This is a genomic window from Mesorhizobium sp. B2-5-11, assembly GCF_006440835.1.
GTDB lineage: Bacteria > Pseudomonadota > Alphaproteobacteria > Rhizobiales > Rhizobiaceae > Mesorhizobium.
Window position 1 is genome coordinate 1,087,996 of sequence record NZ_VFUK01000001.1, and the last position, 14,176, is coordinate 1,102,171.

A 14,176-nucleotide genomic window follows, 5' to 3' on the forward strand; every position below is an offset into this window, starting at 1 on the left:
TCTTACGTGAAAGCCGGTCAGGGCAGGAACCGGTTGGCAAAGTAGAGGAGGACGCCATGACGGTTAAGGCCATTCTCGAGCAAAAAGGCCACGACGTGTTGACGCTCGGGCCGAACGAAAAACTGAGCGAAGCCATCCGCATCCTTGCCGAACACAGGATCGGGGCGTTGGTCATCACCAATGGAGACCGCAAGATCGTCGGCATCCTGTCCGAGCGCGACATCGTGCGCGTCGTCGCCAGGGAAGGCGCTGCCGCGCTCGACATAGCCGTTCGTTCCGCGATGACGCCGAAAGTGAAGATCTGCAACGAGAATCACACCGTCAACGAGGTGATGGAGATCATGACCCGGGGCCGCTTCCGCCACCTTCCGGTGGAAAAGGACGGCATGCTCGACGGCATCGTTTCGATCGGCGACGTGGTCAAGCGTCGTATCGAGGATGTCGAGCGCGAGGCTGAGGAAATCCGCGCCTATATTGCTACCGCCTGAGCGGCAAGCAACCGCCGGCCGCGCAAACGGCCGGCGGGCGATAGTTACCTGTTGTCGAGTTCGGAGCGGACGAGTTGGAGCCCGCGCCGCGTGATGCGGTAGGGGCCGCCGCCCGACGACGAAACCGCCTTCTTGCGCTTCAGCTTCCGAAACAGGTCGAGATCGACGTCGGGGTAGTGCCAGCCGTCGCGGGTCAGGCATTTGACGGAGGCGATCCGTTTCTTCTCACTTTTTTCGATCTCAATGCGTCCGCCCTGCGCGAGCAGGTGCAGAACGCGTTGTTCAATACGCGAAATATCCATGGGAGAGTTTCCGGGAAAACAACAAAAGCCGCCGCCGCGAAGCTTCGCGGCGCGGGGTTTCAGGTTTTCTGCCCTGCCTCGCTATGAGGTCAGGGCCTTACCGGGACTGAGCGTAAGTGGACATCCACTCTCCATTGGGATGGATGGCCTATAGGCGAAAGCGGCGGAAAAGGCCAGCGGGCGGCTTTACGCTTGTCTCGGGAGGCGGTTTGCACTAGCGAAGTTGCAAATCAGGATGTGCAAAACGCACGTTTCCATCGTTCTACTACGCAGGCCACCATGAGCATCATCGATACCCGCACGCCCGACGCGAAACGCCTGATCCCCGGCGCCACCGGCGACTGGGAAATCATCATCGGGCTCGAGGTCCATGCGCAGGTGACATCGGAAGCAAAACTGTTTTCCGGCGCTTCGACGTCGTTCGGTGCCGCCCCCAACGCCAATGTCAGCCTGGTCGATGCCGCAATGCCCGGCATGCTGCCCGTCATCAACGAGGAATGCGTCAAGCAGGCGATCCGGACCGGCCTCGGGCTAAAGGCGCAGATCAACCACAAGTCCGTCTTCGACCGGAAGAACTACTTCTACCCGGACCTGCCGCAGGGCTACCAGATTTCGCAGTTCAAGCAGCCGATCGTCGGCGAGGGCACGGTGATCGTCTCCGTAGGGCCCGACCGCCAGGGCGAGTTCGAGGACATCGAGGTCGGCATCGAGCGCCTGCATCTGGAGCAGGATGCCGGCAAATCGATGCACGACCAGCATCCGACCATGTCCTATGTCGATCTCAACCGCTCCGGCGTGGCGCTGATGGAAATCGTGTCGAAACCGGACATGCGTTCGGCCGACGAAGCCAAGGCCTATGTTACCAAGCTGCGCACCATCGTTCGCTATCTCGGCACCTGCGACGGCAACATGGACGAAGGCTCCATGCGCGCCGACGTCAATGTTTCGGTGCGCCGGCCGGGCGGCGAATTCGGCACGCGCTGCGAGATCAAGAACGTCAATTCGATCCGCTTCATCGGCCAGGCGATCGATTTCGAGGCGCGCCGGCAGATCGCCATCATCGAGGATGGCGGCACGATCGACCAGGAAACGCGGCTGTTCGACGCCGTCAAGGGCGAAACCCGTTCGATGCGCACCAAGGAAGAGGCGCACGACTACCGCTATTTTCCCGATCCCGATCTGTTGCCGCTGGAGTTCGACCAGGCCTATGTCGAAGCGCTGGCCAAGGAGTTGCCGGAACTGCCCGACGACAAGAAGGCGCGATTGATCTCCTCGCTCGGCCTCTCGACTTACGATGCTTCGATCCTGGTGTCGGAAAAGCCGATCGCCGACTATTTCGAGAAGGTGGCCGCCGGCCGCGACGGCAAGCTCGCGGCCAATTGGGTCATCAACGACCTGCTCGGACAATTGAACAAAGCTGGCAAGGACATTGAAAACGCTCCGGTTTCGCCAGACCAGCTCGGCGCTATCATCGACCTGATCAAGGATGGCACCATCTCCGGCAAGATTGCCAAGGACCTGTTCGAGATCGTCTGGAACGAGGGCGGCGACCCGCGCCAACTGGTCGAGAGCCGCGGCATGAAACAGGTTACCGACACCGGCGCTATCGAAAAAGCGGTGGACGAGGTGATCGCCGCCAACCCGGACAAGGTCGAGCAGGCGCGCGCCAAGCCGACCATGGCCGGCTGGTTCGTCGGCCAGGTGATGAAGGCGACCGGCGGCAAGGCCAACCCGCAGGCCGTCAATGACCTGGTCAAGGCCAAGCTGGGCATCGAGTAACGCCATGTTCGTGCGCACCGCCGGGGATCGCGACCTCGCCGCCATCCGGGCGCTGCTGGTCGAGACCTGGCATGCGACTTACGACGCCATCTACGGCGCCGAACGGGTGACAGAAATCACCGATGCGTGGCATTCGATCGCCTCGCTCACGGCGCGGCTGGCGAAGCCAAACAGCGAGTTCCTCGTCGCCGACGATGGCCAGCGCATTGGCGGCATGGCATTTGCCGAAGCGCTCGATGGCGGCGGCGTGGTCATGCTGAAGCAGCTTTACGTGCAGCCCGGCCTGCAGGGCCGGGGCATCGGCGGCATGCTTCTCGACGAGATCATCGAAAGCTTCCCTGAGGCCCGCGCCATCCGGCTGGAAGTGGAAGAGAAGAACACGCGCGCAATTGCCTTCTACCAGGCGAACGGCTTCGTCCAGACCGGCCGCACCGACAATTGCGGTTCGGCCCAATCCGCTATCCCGGCGCTCGTCTATGAAAGGCCGCTTGCCGCATAGCGGCGGACCTTTCGGGTGCGCAATCCGGCGGTCGAATTCAGCGATCGAGCCGCAGCCTAACTGGTGGAGACGTCCACATTGTCGATCAGCCTGGTCTTGCCCAGCCAGGCGGCGGCGAGCAGGCGGCCCTCGTGCCTGCGGCGCCACGGCGTCAGCGTCCGGCTCTCGCGAGCTTCGACATAATCGATCTTGTGGAAGCCGGCCGCGAGTAGGGCGCGGCTGGCTTCGCCTGTCGCGCCGTTCTGGTCGGCGCCGGCCGCCAGCGCCGCGGCTGCCTTGCGCAGGATCACGTTGAGCCGGCGGGCGATCTGGAGTTCGGCCTCGCCGAGATAGGCGTTACGCGATGACATGGCGAGGCCATGCGCGTCGCGGATCGTCGGCGCGCCGATGATTTCGACGGGCAGGTCGAGGTCGCGGCAGAGCTGCCTGACGACGCACAATTGCTGATAATCCTTTTCGCCAAAGACCGCGACGTCGGGCGACGCCTGCTGGAACAGCTTCGCCACGACGGTGGCGACGCCTTCGAAAAAAGTCGGTCGAAAATCCGATTCGAGCCCGGCGGAGGGACCGCCGACCGAGATTTTGGTGGCAAAGCCGGCAGGATACATCTCACCAACCCCAGGCGTGTAGGCAAGATCGGCTCCGGCCAAAGCCAGCTGGTCGAGATCGCGGGCGAGCTGACGTGGATATTTGTCGAGATCCTCGCTCGGCGCGAACTGCGTCGGGTTGACAAAGATCGAGACGATGCAGCGCTCGGCTCTTTCAAGCGCGATCCTGACCAGCGATAGGTGCCCTTCGTGCAAGGCGCCCATTGTCGGCACCATGGCGACGCGAAGGCCGTCGCGCCGCCAGTCGCGGATCCGCGCGCGAAGGCCGGCGACCGTGTCGACGACGAGGGGCCGGCTCATCGGTTGTCCTTGCCCAAGGTGGCCGAAAACACATTTTCGGAACCGGGGAATGTCCGGTCTCGTACCTCGCTGGCGTAACGTGCGGCCGCCTGCGAGACCACGCTGCGCAAATCGGCGTACTCCCTGACGAATTTCGGCACGCGGTCGACGGTGAGCCCGACCATGTCGTCTATGACCAGGATCTGGCCGTCGCAAACGCCACTCGCGCCGATGCCGATAGTCGGAATGGCGATGCGGCGGGTGATTTCGGCCGCGACCGCTTCGACCGTGCCCTCGATGACCATCGAAAAGGCGCCGGCTTCTTCGACGGCGCGCGCATCGGCAAACAGCGCTGCCGCATTCTCGTCGGTCCGGCCCTTGATCCTGTAGCCGCCATCCTTCTCGACGGATTGCGGCAGCAGGCCGATATGGCCCATGACCGCGATGCCGGCATCGACGACCGCGGCGATCTGCCGGGCCATACCGACGCCGCCCTCGAGTTTCACAGCCTGGCAGCCGGTTTCGCCAACGATACGCCGCGCCGAGGCAACCGCTTGGGCAGCCGAATCCTCATAGCTGCCGGCTGGCATGTCGACGACGACGCAAGCCCTGGCCGAGCCGCGCATCACCGCTTGCCCATGCGCGATCATCATCTCCAGCGAGGCGCCCAGCGTCGTTTTGTGGCCATGCAGGACCATTGCGACGCTGTCGCCGACGAGGAGCAGATCGACATGCTCGTCGAGCAGGCGGGCGATGGGGTAGGTATAGGCGGTGAGACAGACGATCGGCACGTCACGCTTTCGGCGGCGAATGGCGTCGGCACCGATGCGAATGTCGGCGGTCGGCGATTTCCTGGCCAATCGTCACCTCCCTCGGCCAACGGTCGGCCGGATACCCGCACGGGGCGCGCGCAGAGCTTTAGAAAGGCTGAGGGTGCTTGGCAAGCACCATACGGCGCCGGCAATGCATCACAGGCTTGTGTCGCCTTACCGGCGCGCCATTTGCGCCCTCTTGGCGGCAAGCCCCTTGCCTTCACGAAGGGCTGACGCCATAAGCAGGAAACGGACGCCATCGGCGCGAGGGTTTGAAGATGAAGACTTTCCTTACGCAGTTTTTCACCTGGTGGAACGGCCAGACGCTTGGCACGCGCCTGCACACTTGGCGGCACGGCAGGAAGGTCGGGCAGGACGAGGTGGGCAACGTCTACTACGAAGGCGGTGTCGATTCCGAAGGACGCACGCGCCGCTGGGTCATCTATCGCGATTATTCCGAGGCTTCTTCTATCCCGCCCGGCTGGCACGGCTGGATTCATCACCGCGTCGACGTCGCGCCGCCGAGCGACGATTACAAGCCGCGCGACTGGCAGAAACCGCATCAACCGAACCTGACCGGCTCGCCCTCAGCCTATCGTCCGAAGGGCTCGGTGCTGACCAACCAGCACCGCCCGCAGGTCACCGGCGACTACGACGCCTGGACGCCCGGATCATAAGCGGGCGTCGATCCTTTATCGCCACAATTGGTGTTTAGCTGCTTGCTGATCAGAAAACGGCGACTAGCCTTTGTGATAGAGAATCACCCGGGCGCTAACCACCGGTATCCCTGCATGAGCATTTCCACCCTGACATCGATGGGCGCACTGATGGTAGCCGCCGGGCTCACCGTTGGCACCGCGGCACTTGCCGCTTCGCCAACGCCGCCCGCAGCCGCGCCGGCGCCGGGGGCGGACCGAATCACCAACCCGGTCGCCGAATTCGCCGGCATCGACAAGATCACCGGCCGCATCATCACCTTCGACGTCTATATCGACGAGACGGTGCAGTTCGGTGCTTTGCAGGTGACGCCGCGCGTCTGCTACTCCCGGCCGCAGAATGAGGAACCGAAGACCGATTCCTTTGTCGAAGTCGACGAGATCACGCTCGACCGCAAGATCCGCCGCATCTTCACCGGTTGGATGTTTGCCGAAAGCCCTGGTCTCAATGCCGTGGAGCATGCCGTCTATGACGTCTGGCTGAAAGCCTGCAAGCAGAAGTCGGATGTGCCAGCGCCCGATTCGGCCAAGACCGAGGCGGCCAAGCCCGATACGGCCCAGCCGAATGCCACGGCCGCTCCGGCTGCGACCGAGCCGGAAGCAACGGAACCGCCTACGACCAGCACCAACTGATCCTTCGGAACCGCCCTGACGGCAACGCGTTGGGGCCCTGACGGCCATACGATGCGCGCCGGGAGGATTTTCCAATGTCTGCCAGAAAGCGGATCACCGCCAGCATCAAGGAACTGCTTGAGCTCGAAAAGGGCTTCTGGACAGGCGATTCGGCATTTTTCGCGGCCAATGCCGACACCGAGTGCCTCGTGGCATTTCCGCAGATGGCCCAGACCATGAGCAATGCCGATCTCGCCGAAACCGCCGCCGATCCCAAGCGATGGCGTGATCTCGAGATCGATCTCAAGGGCGTGGTCGAACCAGGCAGCGACATCGTCATCCTGGCCTATGAGGCGCATGCCGTGAGGGGCAATGGCGAAGCCTACGCGGCGCTGGTCAGCACCGGCTATGTCCATCGCGTCAACGGCTGGAAGATGATGTTCCATTCGCAGGCTCCGCTGGAAACGAAGGTCCGCTGACGGGCTGGATCATCAGGGGAAAAACACCGCTTCACCCTTCAGCGCGTCGGCCAGCATCTTCTCGTATTTGCCGCGCGGCACGTCGATTGCGCCGAAGCGCTTGAGGTGTTCGGTGGTGAACTGCGTGTCGAGCAGCGCGAAACCGCGCGCCTGCAGGCGTTCGACGAGATGCACAAGGCAGATCTTCGAAGCATCCGTTTCCCGGGAAAACATGCTTTCGCCGAAGAACACCCTCCCCAGGGAGACACCGTAGAGGCCGCCGACCAGCCGCTCCTCGCGCCAGGCCTCGACAGAATGGCAATGGCCGATGCGATGCAACTGCACATAGGCCTCGCGGATCGGCGCGTTGATCCAGGTGGAACGGCGCTCCTCGCGCCTTTCGGCGCAGCCATCGATCGTCGCCTCGAAATCGAAGTCGAAACGGATGTCGAAGAGGTTTCGCCGAAGCGCCTTCTTCAGGCTTTTCGGCGTGTGGAAGCGGTCGAGCGGGATGATGCCGCGCGTTTCCGGCCGCACCCAGAACACTTCCGGGTCGGCGGCGCTTTCGGCCATCGGGAAGACGCCCGAGGCGTAGGCCTTGAGCAGAAGGTCGGTCGGGATACGATAGCCTGGCGCGTAGGGGCGAGTCATCGCTTCATTATAGCGGCAAGTCCGGGGCTATTCGCCTTTGGCCAGATATTTTTCCAGCCAGTGGATGTCATAGTCGCCATTGGCGATGTCGGCGTTGCCGACGAGGTCGCGAAACAGAGGCAACGTCGTCTTGATTCCGTCGACGACGAATTCGTCCAGTGCCCGGCGCAGCCGCATCATGCACTCGACGCGGTTTCGCCCGTGCACGATCAGCTTGCCGATCAGGCTGTCGTAGTAGGGCGGGATCTTGTAGCCGGAATAGACACCGGAATCGACGCGGATGCCGAGACCGCCTGGCGTGTGGAAATGGGTGATCGTGCCGGGCGAGGGCGTGAAGGTGCGCGGATCCTCGGCATTGATGCGGCACTCGATGGCATGGCCCTGGAAGCGGATGTCTTCCTGCTTGACCGAAAGACCGCCGCCCGAGGCGACACGAATCTGCTCATGCACCAGGTCGATGCCGGTGATCGCCTCCGTCACCGGATGCTCGACCTGCAGGCGCGTGTTCATCTCGATGAAATAGAACTCGCCATTCTCGTAGAGGAACTCGATCGTGCCGGCGCCGGAATAGCCGAGGTCGGCGATGGCGTTGGCGCAGATATCGCCGATGCGCGAGCGTTCCTCGGCGTTGAGGGCGGGTGAGTTGGCCTCTTCCCAGACTTTCTGGTGGCGGCGCTGCAAGGAGCAGTCGCGCTCGCCGAAATGCACGCCCCGGCCAAAGCCGTCGCCGAACACCTGAACCTCGATATGACGCGGCTTTTGCAGGTACTTTTCAATATAGACGGCGTCATCGCCGAAGGCCGCGCCCGCTTCCGAGCGGGCCGTCTGCAAGGCGACTTCGAGGTCGGCCTCGGTATGCGCCACTTTCATGCCGCGTCCGCCGCCGCCGGCCGACGCCTTGATGATCACGGGATAGCCGATCTCTGCAGCGATGCGCTTGGCCTCCTTTTCCTCGGTCACCGCACCATCGGAGCCGGGAACCACCGGAATGCCGAGGCGCTTGGCGGTGCGCTTGGCTTCGATCTTGTCGCCCATGATGCGGATATGGTCACCGGTCGGACCGATAAAGGTAATGTTATGCGCGGCCAATATGTCGGAAAACTTGGCGTTCTCCGACAGGAAACCGTAGCCGGGATGCACGGCGTCGGCGCCGGTGATCTCGCAGGCGGCGACGATCTGGTGGATATTGAGGTAGCTGTCGCGCGATGGCGGTGGCCCGATGCATACGCTCTCGTCGGCGAGCCGAACATGCATGGCGTCGGCGTCGGCGGTCGAGTGCACCACCACCGTCTGGATGCCAAGCTCCTTGCAGGCACGCAGCACCCGAAGCGCGATTTCGCCGCGATTGGCGATGAGAATCTTCTGGAACATTAGGGCCGCTCTACTCGATCACGACGAGCGGCATGCCGTATTCGACCGGCTGTGCGTCCTCGAACAGGATCGCCGTCACCGTGCCGGCGCGCGGCGAGGGGATCTGGTTCATCGTCTTCATCGCTTCGATGATCAGCAGCGTCTGCCCTTCCTTGACGTTCTGGCCGATCTCGATGAACGGCTTGGCATCCGGCGAGGGCGCCAGGTAGGCGGTGCCGACCATGGGGGAGGCCACGGCGTTTTTCGACACGTCGGCCGCGGCCGGAACGGCTGCGGTGGCAGGTTGGGCCGCCGGCGCCGGCGCAAAGGCCGGCTGCGGCGCGGCTATCGCGTGAACGGCCGGTGCCTGCCGCGATACGCGCACCTTCAGGTCACCCAGCTCGACTTCGATCTCGGTGAGATTGGTGTCGTTCAGTATGCCCGCCAGGTCGCGGATCAGCTGCTGGTCAACACCGGTCTTCTTTATCGACATTTTCGAGCCTTCTGTTTGTTGGCCGGTCATAGGCGTGCGGCCAGCGCCTGAAGCGCCAGCGTGTAGCCGAGCGGCCCAAAGCCACAGATCATGCCGACAGCGACCGGCGCGACCATGGAGACGTGGCGGAATGATTCCCGCGCATGGATATTGGAAAGATGGACCTCGGCGACCGGCAGCGGCGCCACGGAACGAATGGCGTCGTGAATCGCGATCGAGGTGTGGCTATAGGCGCCGGGATTGATGACGATGCCGGCGGCCTTGTCGCCGGCTTCCTGGATCCAGTCGACGAGGTCGCCCTCGTGGTTCGACTGGCGGAAATCGATTTCGAGCCCGAGCGCCGCGCCGGCCTCTCTACAGTCCTCCGCGATGGCGGCAAGCGTCTTGCCGCCATAGATGCCTGGCTCGCGCTTGCCGAGCGCGTTGAGATTGGGACCGTTCAGGACGAAAACCGTTTTCAAAAAATGCCGACCTTTTCCGGCACCGGCGTCAAACCGGCGCTGGGCCCTCTATAATGGGCATAGACGCCCGCGGAAAGAGCGCAAGTGCGTTCTTTCACTGTCCACAACAGGCGGAAATGCGCCCGTGAAGAAAACCCGCGGCCGATCAAAGCGCGGCTTTCGCCGCCTCGATCTTCTCCGCCAGGACTTCCTGTCCGAGCGCCCCGAACACGACCTCGTTGCCGACGACATAGGACGGCGTTCCGGTGATCGCCAGCTTGTTGGCGAGATCGTAGGTCTTGGAGAAGGCTTCGGTGATGGACGGGTCCTTCATCTTTTCACGCAGCGTCGCTTCGTCGGCGCCGAGCGAAAGCGCGACCTTGATCGCCGCCGCCTCGGTGGCGCGTCCCTGGCCGCCGAGCAGCGCATTGTGGAACTCACCGTACTTCTGCGGCATCATCAGGTGGAAGGCCATCGAGACGACGCTGGCCTTCTGCGAATCCGGGCCGAGGATCGGGAACTCCTTGAGCACGAAACGCAGGTCCGGATCGGCCTTGGTCAGCGCCTGCATGTCTTCGATGGCGCGTTTGCAGAAGCCGCAATTGTAATCGTAGAACTCGACGATCGTGACCTTGCCTTTCGGGTTTCCGACCACGCCGTCGAAGGAGGAGTTGAAGATCTGCTCCTTGGCGCCCTTGATGACGCCGAGATGGGCAATGCGCTGCTCTTCTTTCTGCTTGGCCTCGAGCGCATCCTGGACTTCCAGCAGCACTTCCGGATTCTTCAGGAGATAATCGCGGATGATGCCTTCGACCTCGGTGCGGTCGATCTTGGTACCGGCCGCTGCCGTCTGAAGCGGTTGCGCCGCACCGGCTTCCGCGATTTGCGGGCTGCCGGCCACGAAACCGAACGCCAGCATGGCAAGGGCTATCGCAACTCCCGTGGTGCCCAGCAGCAGTGCCTTTTTCATCGTTCCGTTCCTTTGCCTGTTTTCCGGTCTGGCTGCGTCGCAGCGCACGGCCGGAAGGTTCACTATACCTTGCCCGACGGCTTGTAGTTTATGATGTCCTGGGCGCGTATCCATCGCGGCTCGCCGCGTTTGAGTTGCTGCTGCGCTCGCATGGCGAAGATCTTCGCATCCTTGTAGTTACCGGAATAGAAATGACCCTCGGCCGTGGCGAGCTCGGCGCCCGGTATGTCTCCCAATTCGCCATAGGCCTGCGCCAGATAGCGGTATCCCACGGAATTTTCCTTGTCGCGTCGCAAGCCGTTGTTGATCTGCACCACGGCCTTTTTCAGAGCGTCTGGGGTGCCCGTCGCCATCAACGCCTGGCCGAGCGAAACCGGCAGCAATCCAGATCGCGCCTTGTCGAGGCTGACTGCCTTGGCGTAGGCATCGGCAGCTTCCTTGGGCTTGTTCGCCTTCATCAATATATCGCCGCGCAATTCCTGGAAATAGGCGTTGCCGGGCTGGGCTTTGATCAAGGCGTTGGTCTTGACGAGTGCGGTGGCGATGTTGCCGAAAAGATAGGCCGATTGGGCCTCGCCATACTGCGCGGCAAGGCTGCCCTGCATCTTTCGCATCAGCCGCGACGCGGCGGCCTGGCCTTCCATGTAGACAGCGATCTTCACCCGCATCATGTCGTGGCGCAATTGCAGGGCCGGCGCATCGACCTTGTCGAGATAGGGGCTCTGCTTGACCAGCACTTCGAGGTTGGAGATTCGATCGCGCGGCATCGGATGGCTGATCCGGTAGGGATCGACCTGCGCGCCCGAGAGCGACAAGGCCGTCTGGAAGCGCTGAAACGTCTTCAGCATGCCCATGCCGGACTGGCCGGTGGCGTTGAGATAGGTGATCGCCGAGCGGTCGGCCGTCATCTCCTCGGTGCGCTGATAGGCGAGAATGCTGCGCTGCGCCATCTCGCCGCCGCCAGCCGCCACGCCCACGCCGGCGCCGGCAAGTCCGCGGCTGTTGGTGGTCGCCCCGGCGACCATGGCGCCGGCGCCCAGCAAGGTTGCGATGATGGCCATCGTCTTGGCGCGCTCGAGTTGGTCACGCAGTTTCTGCTGGTGGCCGCCGGCGATATGGCCGGCCTCGTGGGCGATGACGCCGATGATCTCGTTGGGCGTTTCGGCTTCCATCAAGGCGCCCGTGTTGATGAACAGCCTGCGTCCGGTGACGAAGGCATTGAAGCTCTGGTCGTTGACCAGGACGATGTCGATGCCGTCATTCGCCAGACCGGCGGCCTTGAAGATCGGGCGGGCGTAGTCGCGCACCAGCGCCTCGATCTCGGCATCGCGCACCACCGGCACGTTCTGGGCCAAGGCGCTGGTGGAACCAGACACCGCGACGGCGACGCCAAGCGAAAGCGTCGCAACGACGCGCGCTACCCGGGCAACCATCGATTTGGGTCGGCTCAACATGACGTGTCCACTGGTAGACGAGCGGGCGAAAGATGAAAAGTCGGCACCGGAAAAACTTCCTCAACTTGTGATCCTCACACCAATCGGGCATTTGTGCGGCGCATGCGCCAGGACGTGGTGCGCTCAATCGTCGGATCGAGGTCAAAATGGTCGTTTCGCTCTCACGCCGTGGCAATGTCGAACCCTTCCACGCCATGGATGTGCTGGCCGAGGCGAACCGGCTGAGAGCGACGGGCGCGCCGGTCATTTCCATGGCCGTCGGCCAGCCGTCCGATCCGGCTCCGGCCCGCGTTCGTGCCGCGGCGGCCAGGGCTTTGCAGGACGGGCGTATTGGCTATACCGATGCGCTGGGCCTGGCTGGATTGCGCAAGGCGATCGCGGAACATTATGGGGATCACTACGGGCTTGATGTCGCGCCCGACCGGATCGCGGTCACCACGGGATCCTCGGCCGCCTTCAATCTCGCCTTCCTGGCAATGTTCGATCCCGGTGACCGCGTCGCCATCGCAGCGCCGGGCTACCCCGCCTATCGCAACATCATGGCGGCGCTGGGCATCGAAGTGATCGAGATAGAGCTCGGCGACGCGGCCTATCTTCATGCCGCCCACCTGGAGACCGCGCATCGCGAAAAACCGCTGAAGGGCGTGCTGTTCGCAAGTCCCGCCAACCCGACCGGCGCGGTCATTCCGGCCGATGATCTCGCGGACCTGGTCCGGACGGCGGAGGCGCTCGGCATTGCCGTCATCTCCGACGAGATCTACCACCGGCTGGCCTATGCGGCGCCCGACACCACGGCACTCGCCTTTGGCACCGGTGTCACGGCGATCAACTCCTTCTCGAAATACTATTGCATGACCGGCTGGCGCATCGGCTGGATGGTGCTGCCGGAAGCGCTGGTGCGGCCCATCGAGCGCATTGCGCAGAGCCTCTACATCTCGCCGCCGGAACTGTCGCAGGTCGCCGCAATCGAGGCCTTTGCCGCTACCGAGGAGCTGGAAGCGGTCAAGGGTCGCTATGCCTGGAACCGCGAGCTCCTGATGAAGCGTCTGCCGGAGCTCGGCTTTCCGCTGGCCGCACCGATGGATGGCGCCTTCTATGCCTTTTGCGACGTCACCCGGCACAGCAATGACAGCATGGCTTTCGCCCGCAAGATGCTGGCCGAGGCGCATGTCGCGGCCACGCCCGGCCGTGATTTCGACACCCAGGCCGGGCACCGCACCATGCGTTTCTCCTATGCCGGCAGCCATGACGACATGGTCGAGGCATTGGCGCGCATCGAACGCTGGCTGAGGTAGATCCATGCCGGAACTCGAGCAGGCCCTGGCCGAAGTCGCGGTCGAAATGGCCGAACGCACCGATCGCGGCGAGGTCGCCACCTATATCCCGCAACTCGGCAAGGTTGATCCCAAGAAATTCGGCATCGCAGCCGTCACCAATGACGGCCGTGTGCTGATGGCGGGCGACGCCGACCAGCCCTTTTCGATCCAGAGCATCTCGAAGGTATTCACCTTGACGCTGGCGCTGGGCAATGTCGGCGATGCGCTGTGGAAAAGGGTCGGGCGCGAACCCTCGGGCAATCCGTTCAACTCGATCGTGCAGCTCGAGCATGAGAACGGCATTCCGCGCAATCCCTTCATCAATGCGGGCGCTATCGTCATTTCCGACATCCTGCTTGCCGGTCATCAGCCGCGCGAGGCGATCGGCGAGATCCTGCGCTTCATCCAGTTCCTCGCTGACGACGAGACCATCATCATCGACCGCGAGGTTGCGGCGTCGGAGCGCGCCACCGGCTATCGCAACTTCGCGCTCGCCAATTACATGAAATCCTTCGGGAATCTTCATCATGCGCCGGAGCTGGCGCTCGGCGTCTATTTCCATCATTGCGCCATCGCCATGAGCTGCCGGCAGCTGGCGATGGCCGGCCGGTTCCTCGCCAATGGCGGCAAAAATCCGGCGACCGGACATTCCGTGGTATCAGTCGAGCGGGCACGCCGCATCGGCGCCATGATGCTGACCTGCGGCCACTATGACGGCTCCGGTGATTTTGCCTTCCGCGTCGGCATTCCGGGCAAGAGCGGCGTCGGCGGCGGCATATTGGGCATCGTGCCCGGCGCCGCCTCGCTCGCCGTCTGGTCACCCGGCCTCAACGCCAACGGCAATTCCAAGCTGGGCTCGATCGCCCTGGAAAAGCTTGCCAGGATGATGAACTGGTCGATCTTCGCGCCGTAACGTTCCGGCAAACCGAATATGAAAATCCCGCGCCGT

Annotated in this window: 17 protein-coding genes; 8 read left to right on the plus strand and 9 right to left on the minus strand. The window is 63.2% G+C overall.

Annotated elements, in window-relative coordinates:
* The first annotated feature begins 56 nt into the window (after nt 1-56).
* Nucleotides 57-488 carry a CBS domain-containing protein gene (locus FJ490_RS05520; protein ID WP_140493682.1) on the plus strand — a complete coding sequence of 144 codons (432 nt, stop codon included), beginning with the start codon at nt 57-59 and terminating at the stop codon, nt 486-488.
* A gap of 44 nt (nt 489-532) precedes the next feature.
* Here the strand turns inward: FJ490_RS05520 and FJ490_RS05525 are convergent, their stop codons facing one another.
* Complete coding sequence (locus FJ490_RS05525; protein WP_140561018.1) at nt 533-790, minus strand: YjhX family toxin; 258 nt, start codon at nt 788-790, stop codon at nt 533-535.
* 279 nt (nt 791-1,069) lie between these two features.
* Between FJ490_RS05525 and gatB the strand changes: the two genes are divergently transcribed.
* Together gatB and FJ490_RS05540 are read left to right on the plus strand one after the other, a co-directional pair.
* The gene (gene gatB, locus FJ490_RS05535) at nt 1,070-2,569 is read left to right on the plus strand and encodes an Asp-tRNA(Asn)/Glu-tRNA(Gln) amidotransferase subunit GatB (protein WP_140493678.1); all 1,500 of its coding nucleotides are present in this window, start codon (nt 1,070-1,072) and stop codon (nt 2,567-2,569) included.
* Nucleotides 2,570-2,573: 4 nt separating this feature from the next.
* On the plus strand, nt 2,574-3,068 hold the full coding sequence (locus FJ490_RS05540; RefSeq protein WP_140493676.1) for a GNAT family N-acetyltransferase: 495 nt from the start codon (nt 2,574-2,576) through the stop codon (nt 3,066-3,068).
* A 56-nt stretch (nt 3,069-3,124) separates the two neighbouring features.
* Here FJ490_RS05540 and panC read toward each other — a convergent pair whose 3' ends face one another.
* Both panC and panB read right to left on the minus strand, forming a co-directional pair.
* Nucleotides 3,125-3,976, minus strand: a complete 852-nt coding sequence (gene panC / locus FJ490_RS05545) for a pantoate--beta-alanine ligase (RefSeq protein ID WP_140671711.1) — start codon at nt 3,974-3,976, stop codon at nt 3,125-3,127.
* On the minus strand, nt 3,973-4,815 hold the full coding sequence (panB, locus tag FJ490_RS05550; protein ID WP_140561022.1) for a 3-methyl-2-oxobutanoate hydroxymethyltransferase: 843 nt from the start codon (nt 4,813-4,815) through the stop codon (nt 3,973-3,975). Before panB ends, panC begins: the two co-directional genes overlap by 4 nt.
* 230 nt (nt 4,816-5,045) lie before the next feature.
* Here panB and FJ490_RS05555 point away from each other — a divergent pair, with 230 nt between their 5' ends.
* From FJ490_RS05555 to FJ490_RS05565, 3 genes are all read left to right on the plus strand, one after another.
* The gene (locus tag FJ490_RS05555; RefSeq protein ID WP_140493670.1) at nt 5,046-5,444 is read left to right on the plus strand and encodes an NADH:ubiquinone oxidoreductase subunit NDUFA12; all 399 of its coding nucleotides are present in this window, start codon (nt 5,046-5,048) and stop codon (nt 5,442-5,444) included.
* Between the two features lie 114 nt (nt 5,445-5,558).
* Complete coding sequence (locus FJ490_RS05560) at nt 5,559-6,116, plus strand: DUF2155 domain-containing protein (protein ID WP_140728301.1); 558 nt, start codon at nt 5,559-5,561, stop codon at nt 6,114-6,116.
* Between the two features lie 74 nt (nt 6,117-6,190).
* Nucleotides 6,191-6,574, plus strand: a complete 384-nt coding sequence (locus tag FJ490_RS05565) for a hypothetical protein (protein ID WP_140561024.1) — start codon at nt 6,191-6,193, stop codon at nt 6,572-6,574.
* 12 nt (nt 6,575-6,586) lie between these two features.
* Here the strand turns inward: FJ490_RS05565 and aat are convergent, their stop codons facing one another.
* The 6 genes from aat to FJ490_RS05595 all read right to left on the minus strand — a co-directional run bounded on the left by aat (nt 6,587) and on the right by FJ490_RS05595 (nt 11,911).
* Nucleotides 6,587-7,204, minus strand: coding sequence for a leucyl/phenylalanyl-tRNA--protein transferase (gene aat, locus FJ490_RS05570; protein WP_140517639.1), 618 nt, complete (start codon nt 7,202-7,204; stop codon nt 6,587-6,589).
* 27 nt (nt 7,205-7,231) lie between these two features.
* The gene (gene accC / locus FJ490_RS05575) at nt 7,232-8,575 is read right to left on the minus strand and encodes an acetyl-CoA carboxylase biotin carboxylase subunit (protein WP_140493663.1); all 1,344 of its coding nucleotides are present in this window, start codon (nt 8,573-8,575) and stop codon (nt 7,232-7,234) included.
* Nucleotides 8,576-8,585: 10 nt separating this feature from the next.
* The gene (gene accB / locus FJ490_RS05580) at nt 8,586-9,047 is read right to left on the minus strand and encodes an acetyl-CoA carboxylase biotin carboxyl carrier protein (protein WP_140493661.1); all 462 of its coding nucleotides are present in this window, start codon (nt 9,045-9,047) and stop codon (nt 8,586-8,588) included.
* A gap of 26 nt (nt 9,048-9,073) precedes the next feature.
* Entirely contained in the window at nt 9,074-9,508 is a 435-nt protein-coding gene (gene aroQ, locus FJ490_RS05585; protein ID WP_140517638.1) for a type II 3-dehydroquinate dehydratase, read from the minus strand.
* A 145-nt stretch (nt 9,509-9,653) separates the two neighbouring features.
* On the minus strand, nt 9,654-10,457 hold the full coding sequence (locus FJ490_RS05590) for a DsbA family protein (RefSeq protein WP_140728302.1): 804 nt from the start codon (nt 10,455-10,457) through the stop codon (nt 9,654-9,656).
* Nucleotides 10,458-10,519: 62 nt separating this feature from the next.
* The gene (locus FJ490_RS05595; protein WP_140728303.1) at nt 10,520-11,911 is read right to left on the minus strand and encodes a M48 family metalloprotease; all 1,392 of its coding nucleotides are present in this window, start codon (nt 11,909-11,911) and stop codon (nt 10,520-10,522) included.
* Nucleotides 11,912-12,057: 146 nt separating this feature from the next.
* On the opposite strand from FJ490_RS05595, the gene FJ490_RS05600 reads away from it, so the two are divergent.
* Both FJ490_RS05600 and FJ490_RS05605 read left to right on the plus strand, forming a co-directional pair.
* Nucleotides 12,058-13,206 carry an aminotransferase class I/II-fold pyridoxal phosphate-dependent enzyme gene (locus FJ490_RS05600; protein WP_140558692.1) on the plus strand — a complete coding sequence of 383 codons (1,149 nt, stop codon included), beginning with the start codon at nt 12,058-12,060 and terminating at the stop codon, nt 13,204-13,206.
* Nucleotides 13,207-13,210: 4 nt separating this feature from the next.
* Nucleotides 13,211-14,140 (plus strand): glutaminase, encoded by a 930-nt coding sequence (locus tag FJ490_RS05605; RefSeq protein WP_140728304.1) that lies wholly within the window; start codon nt 13,211-13,213, stop codon nt 14,138-14,140.
* The last annotated feature ends 36 nt before the right edge of the window (nt 14,141-14,176 follow it).

What these genes read in the sequence shown, in the direction of transcription:
- accB (WP_140493661.1), bottom strand. Translation starts at nt 9,047, where the DNA reads ATGTCGATAAAGAAGACCGGTGTTGACCAGCAGCTGATCCGCGACCTG.
- FJ490_RS05555 (WP_140493670.1), top strand. Translation starts at nt 5,046, where the DNA reads ATGAAGACTTTCCTTACGCAGTTTTTCACCTGGTGGAACGGCCAGACG.
- panC (WP_140671711.1), bottom strand. Translation starts at nt 3,976, where the DNA reads ATGAGCCGGCCCCTCGTCGTCGACACGGTCGCCGGCCTTCGCGCGCGG.
- accC (WP_140493663.1), bottom strand. Translation starts at nt 8,575, where the DNA reads ATGTTCCAGAAGATTCTCATCGCCAATCGCGGCGAAATCGCGCTTCGG.
- aat (WP_140517639.1), bottom strand. Translation starts at nt 7,204, where the DNA reads ATGACTCGCCCCTACGCGCCAGGCTATCGTATCCCGACCGACCTTCTG.
- FJ490_RS05595 (WP_140728303.1), bottom strand. Translation starts at nt 11,911, where the DNA reads ATGTTGAGCCGACCCAAATCGATGGTTGCCCGGGTAGCGCGCGTCGTT.
- gatB (WP_140493678.1), top strand. Translation starts at nt 1,070, where the DNA reads ATGAGCATCATCGATACCCGCACGCCCGACGCGAAACGCCTGATCCCC.
- FJ490_RS05590 (WP_140728302.1), bottom strand. Translation starts at nt 10,457, where the DNA reads ATGAAAAAGGCACTGCTGCTGGGCACCACGGGAGTTGCGATAGCCCTT.
- FJ490_RS05605 (WP_140728304.1), top strand. Translation starts at nt 13,211, where the DNA reads ATGCCGGAACTCGAGCAGGCCCTGGCCGAAGTCGCGGTCGAAATGGCC.
- FJ490_RS05525 (WP_140561018.1), bottom strand. Translation starts at nt 790, where the DNA reads ATGGATATTTCGCGTATTGAACAACGCGTTCTGCACCTGCTCGCGCAG.
- FJ490_RS05520 (WP_140493682.1), top strand. Translation starts at nt 57, where the DNA reads ATGACGGTTAAGGCCATTCTCGAGCAAAAAGGCCACGACGTGTTGACG.
- FJ490_RS05560 (WP_140728301.1), top strand. Translation starts at nt 5,559, where the DNA reads ATGAGCATTTCCACCCTGACATCGATGGGCGCACTGATGGTAGCCGCC.
- FJ490_RS05565 (WP_140561024.1), top strand. Translation starts at nt 6,191, where the DNA reads ATGTCTGCCAGAAAGCGGATCACCGCCAGCATCAAGGAACTGCTTGAG.
- FJ490_RS05540 (WP_140493676.1), top strand. Translation starts at nt 2,574, where the DNA reads ATGTTCGTGCGCACCGCCGGGGATCGCGACCTCGCCGCCATCCGGGCG.
- FJ490_RS05600 (WP_140558692.1), top strand. Translation starts at nt 12,058, where the DNA reads ATGGTCGTTTCGCTCTCACGCCGTGGCAATGTCGAACCCTTCCACGCC.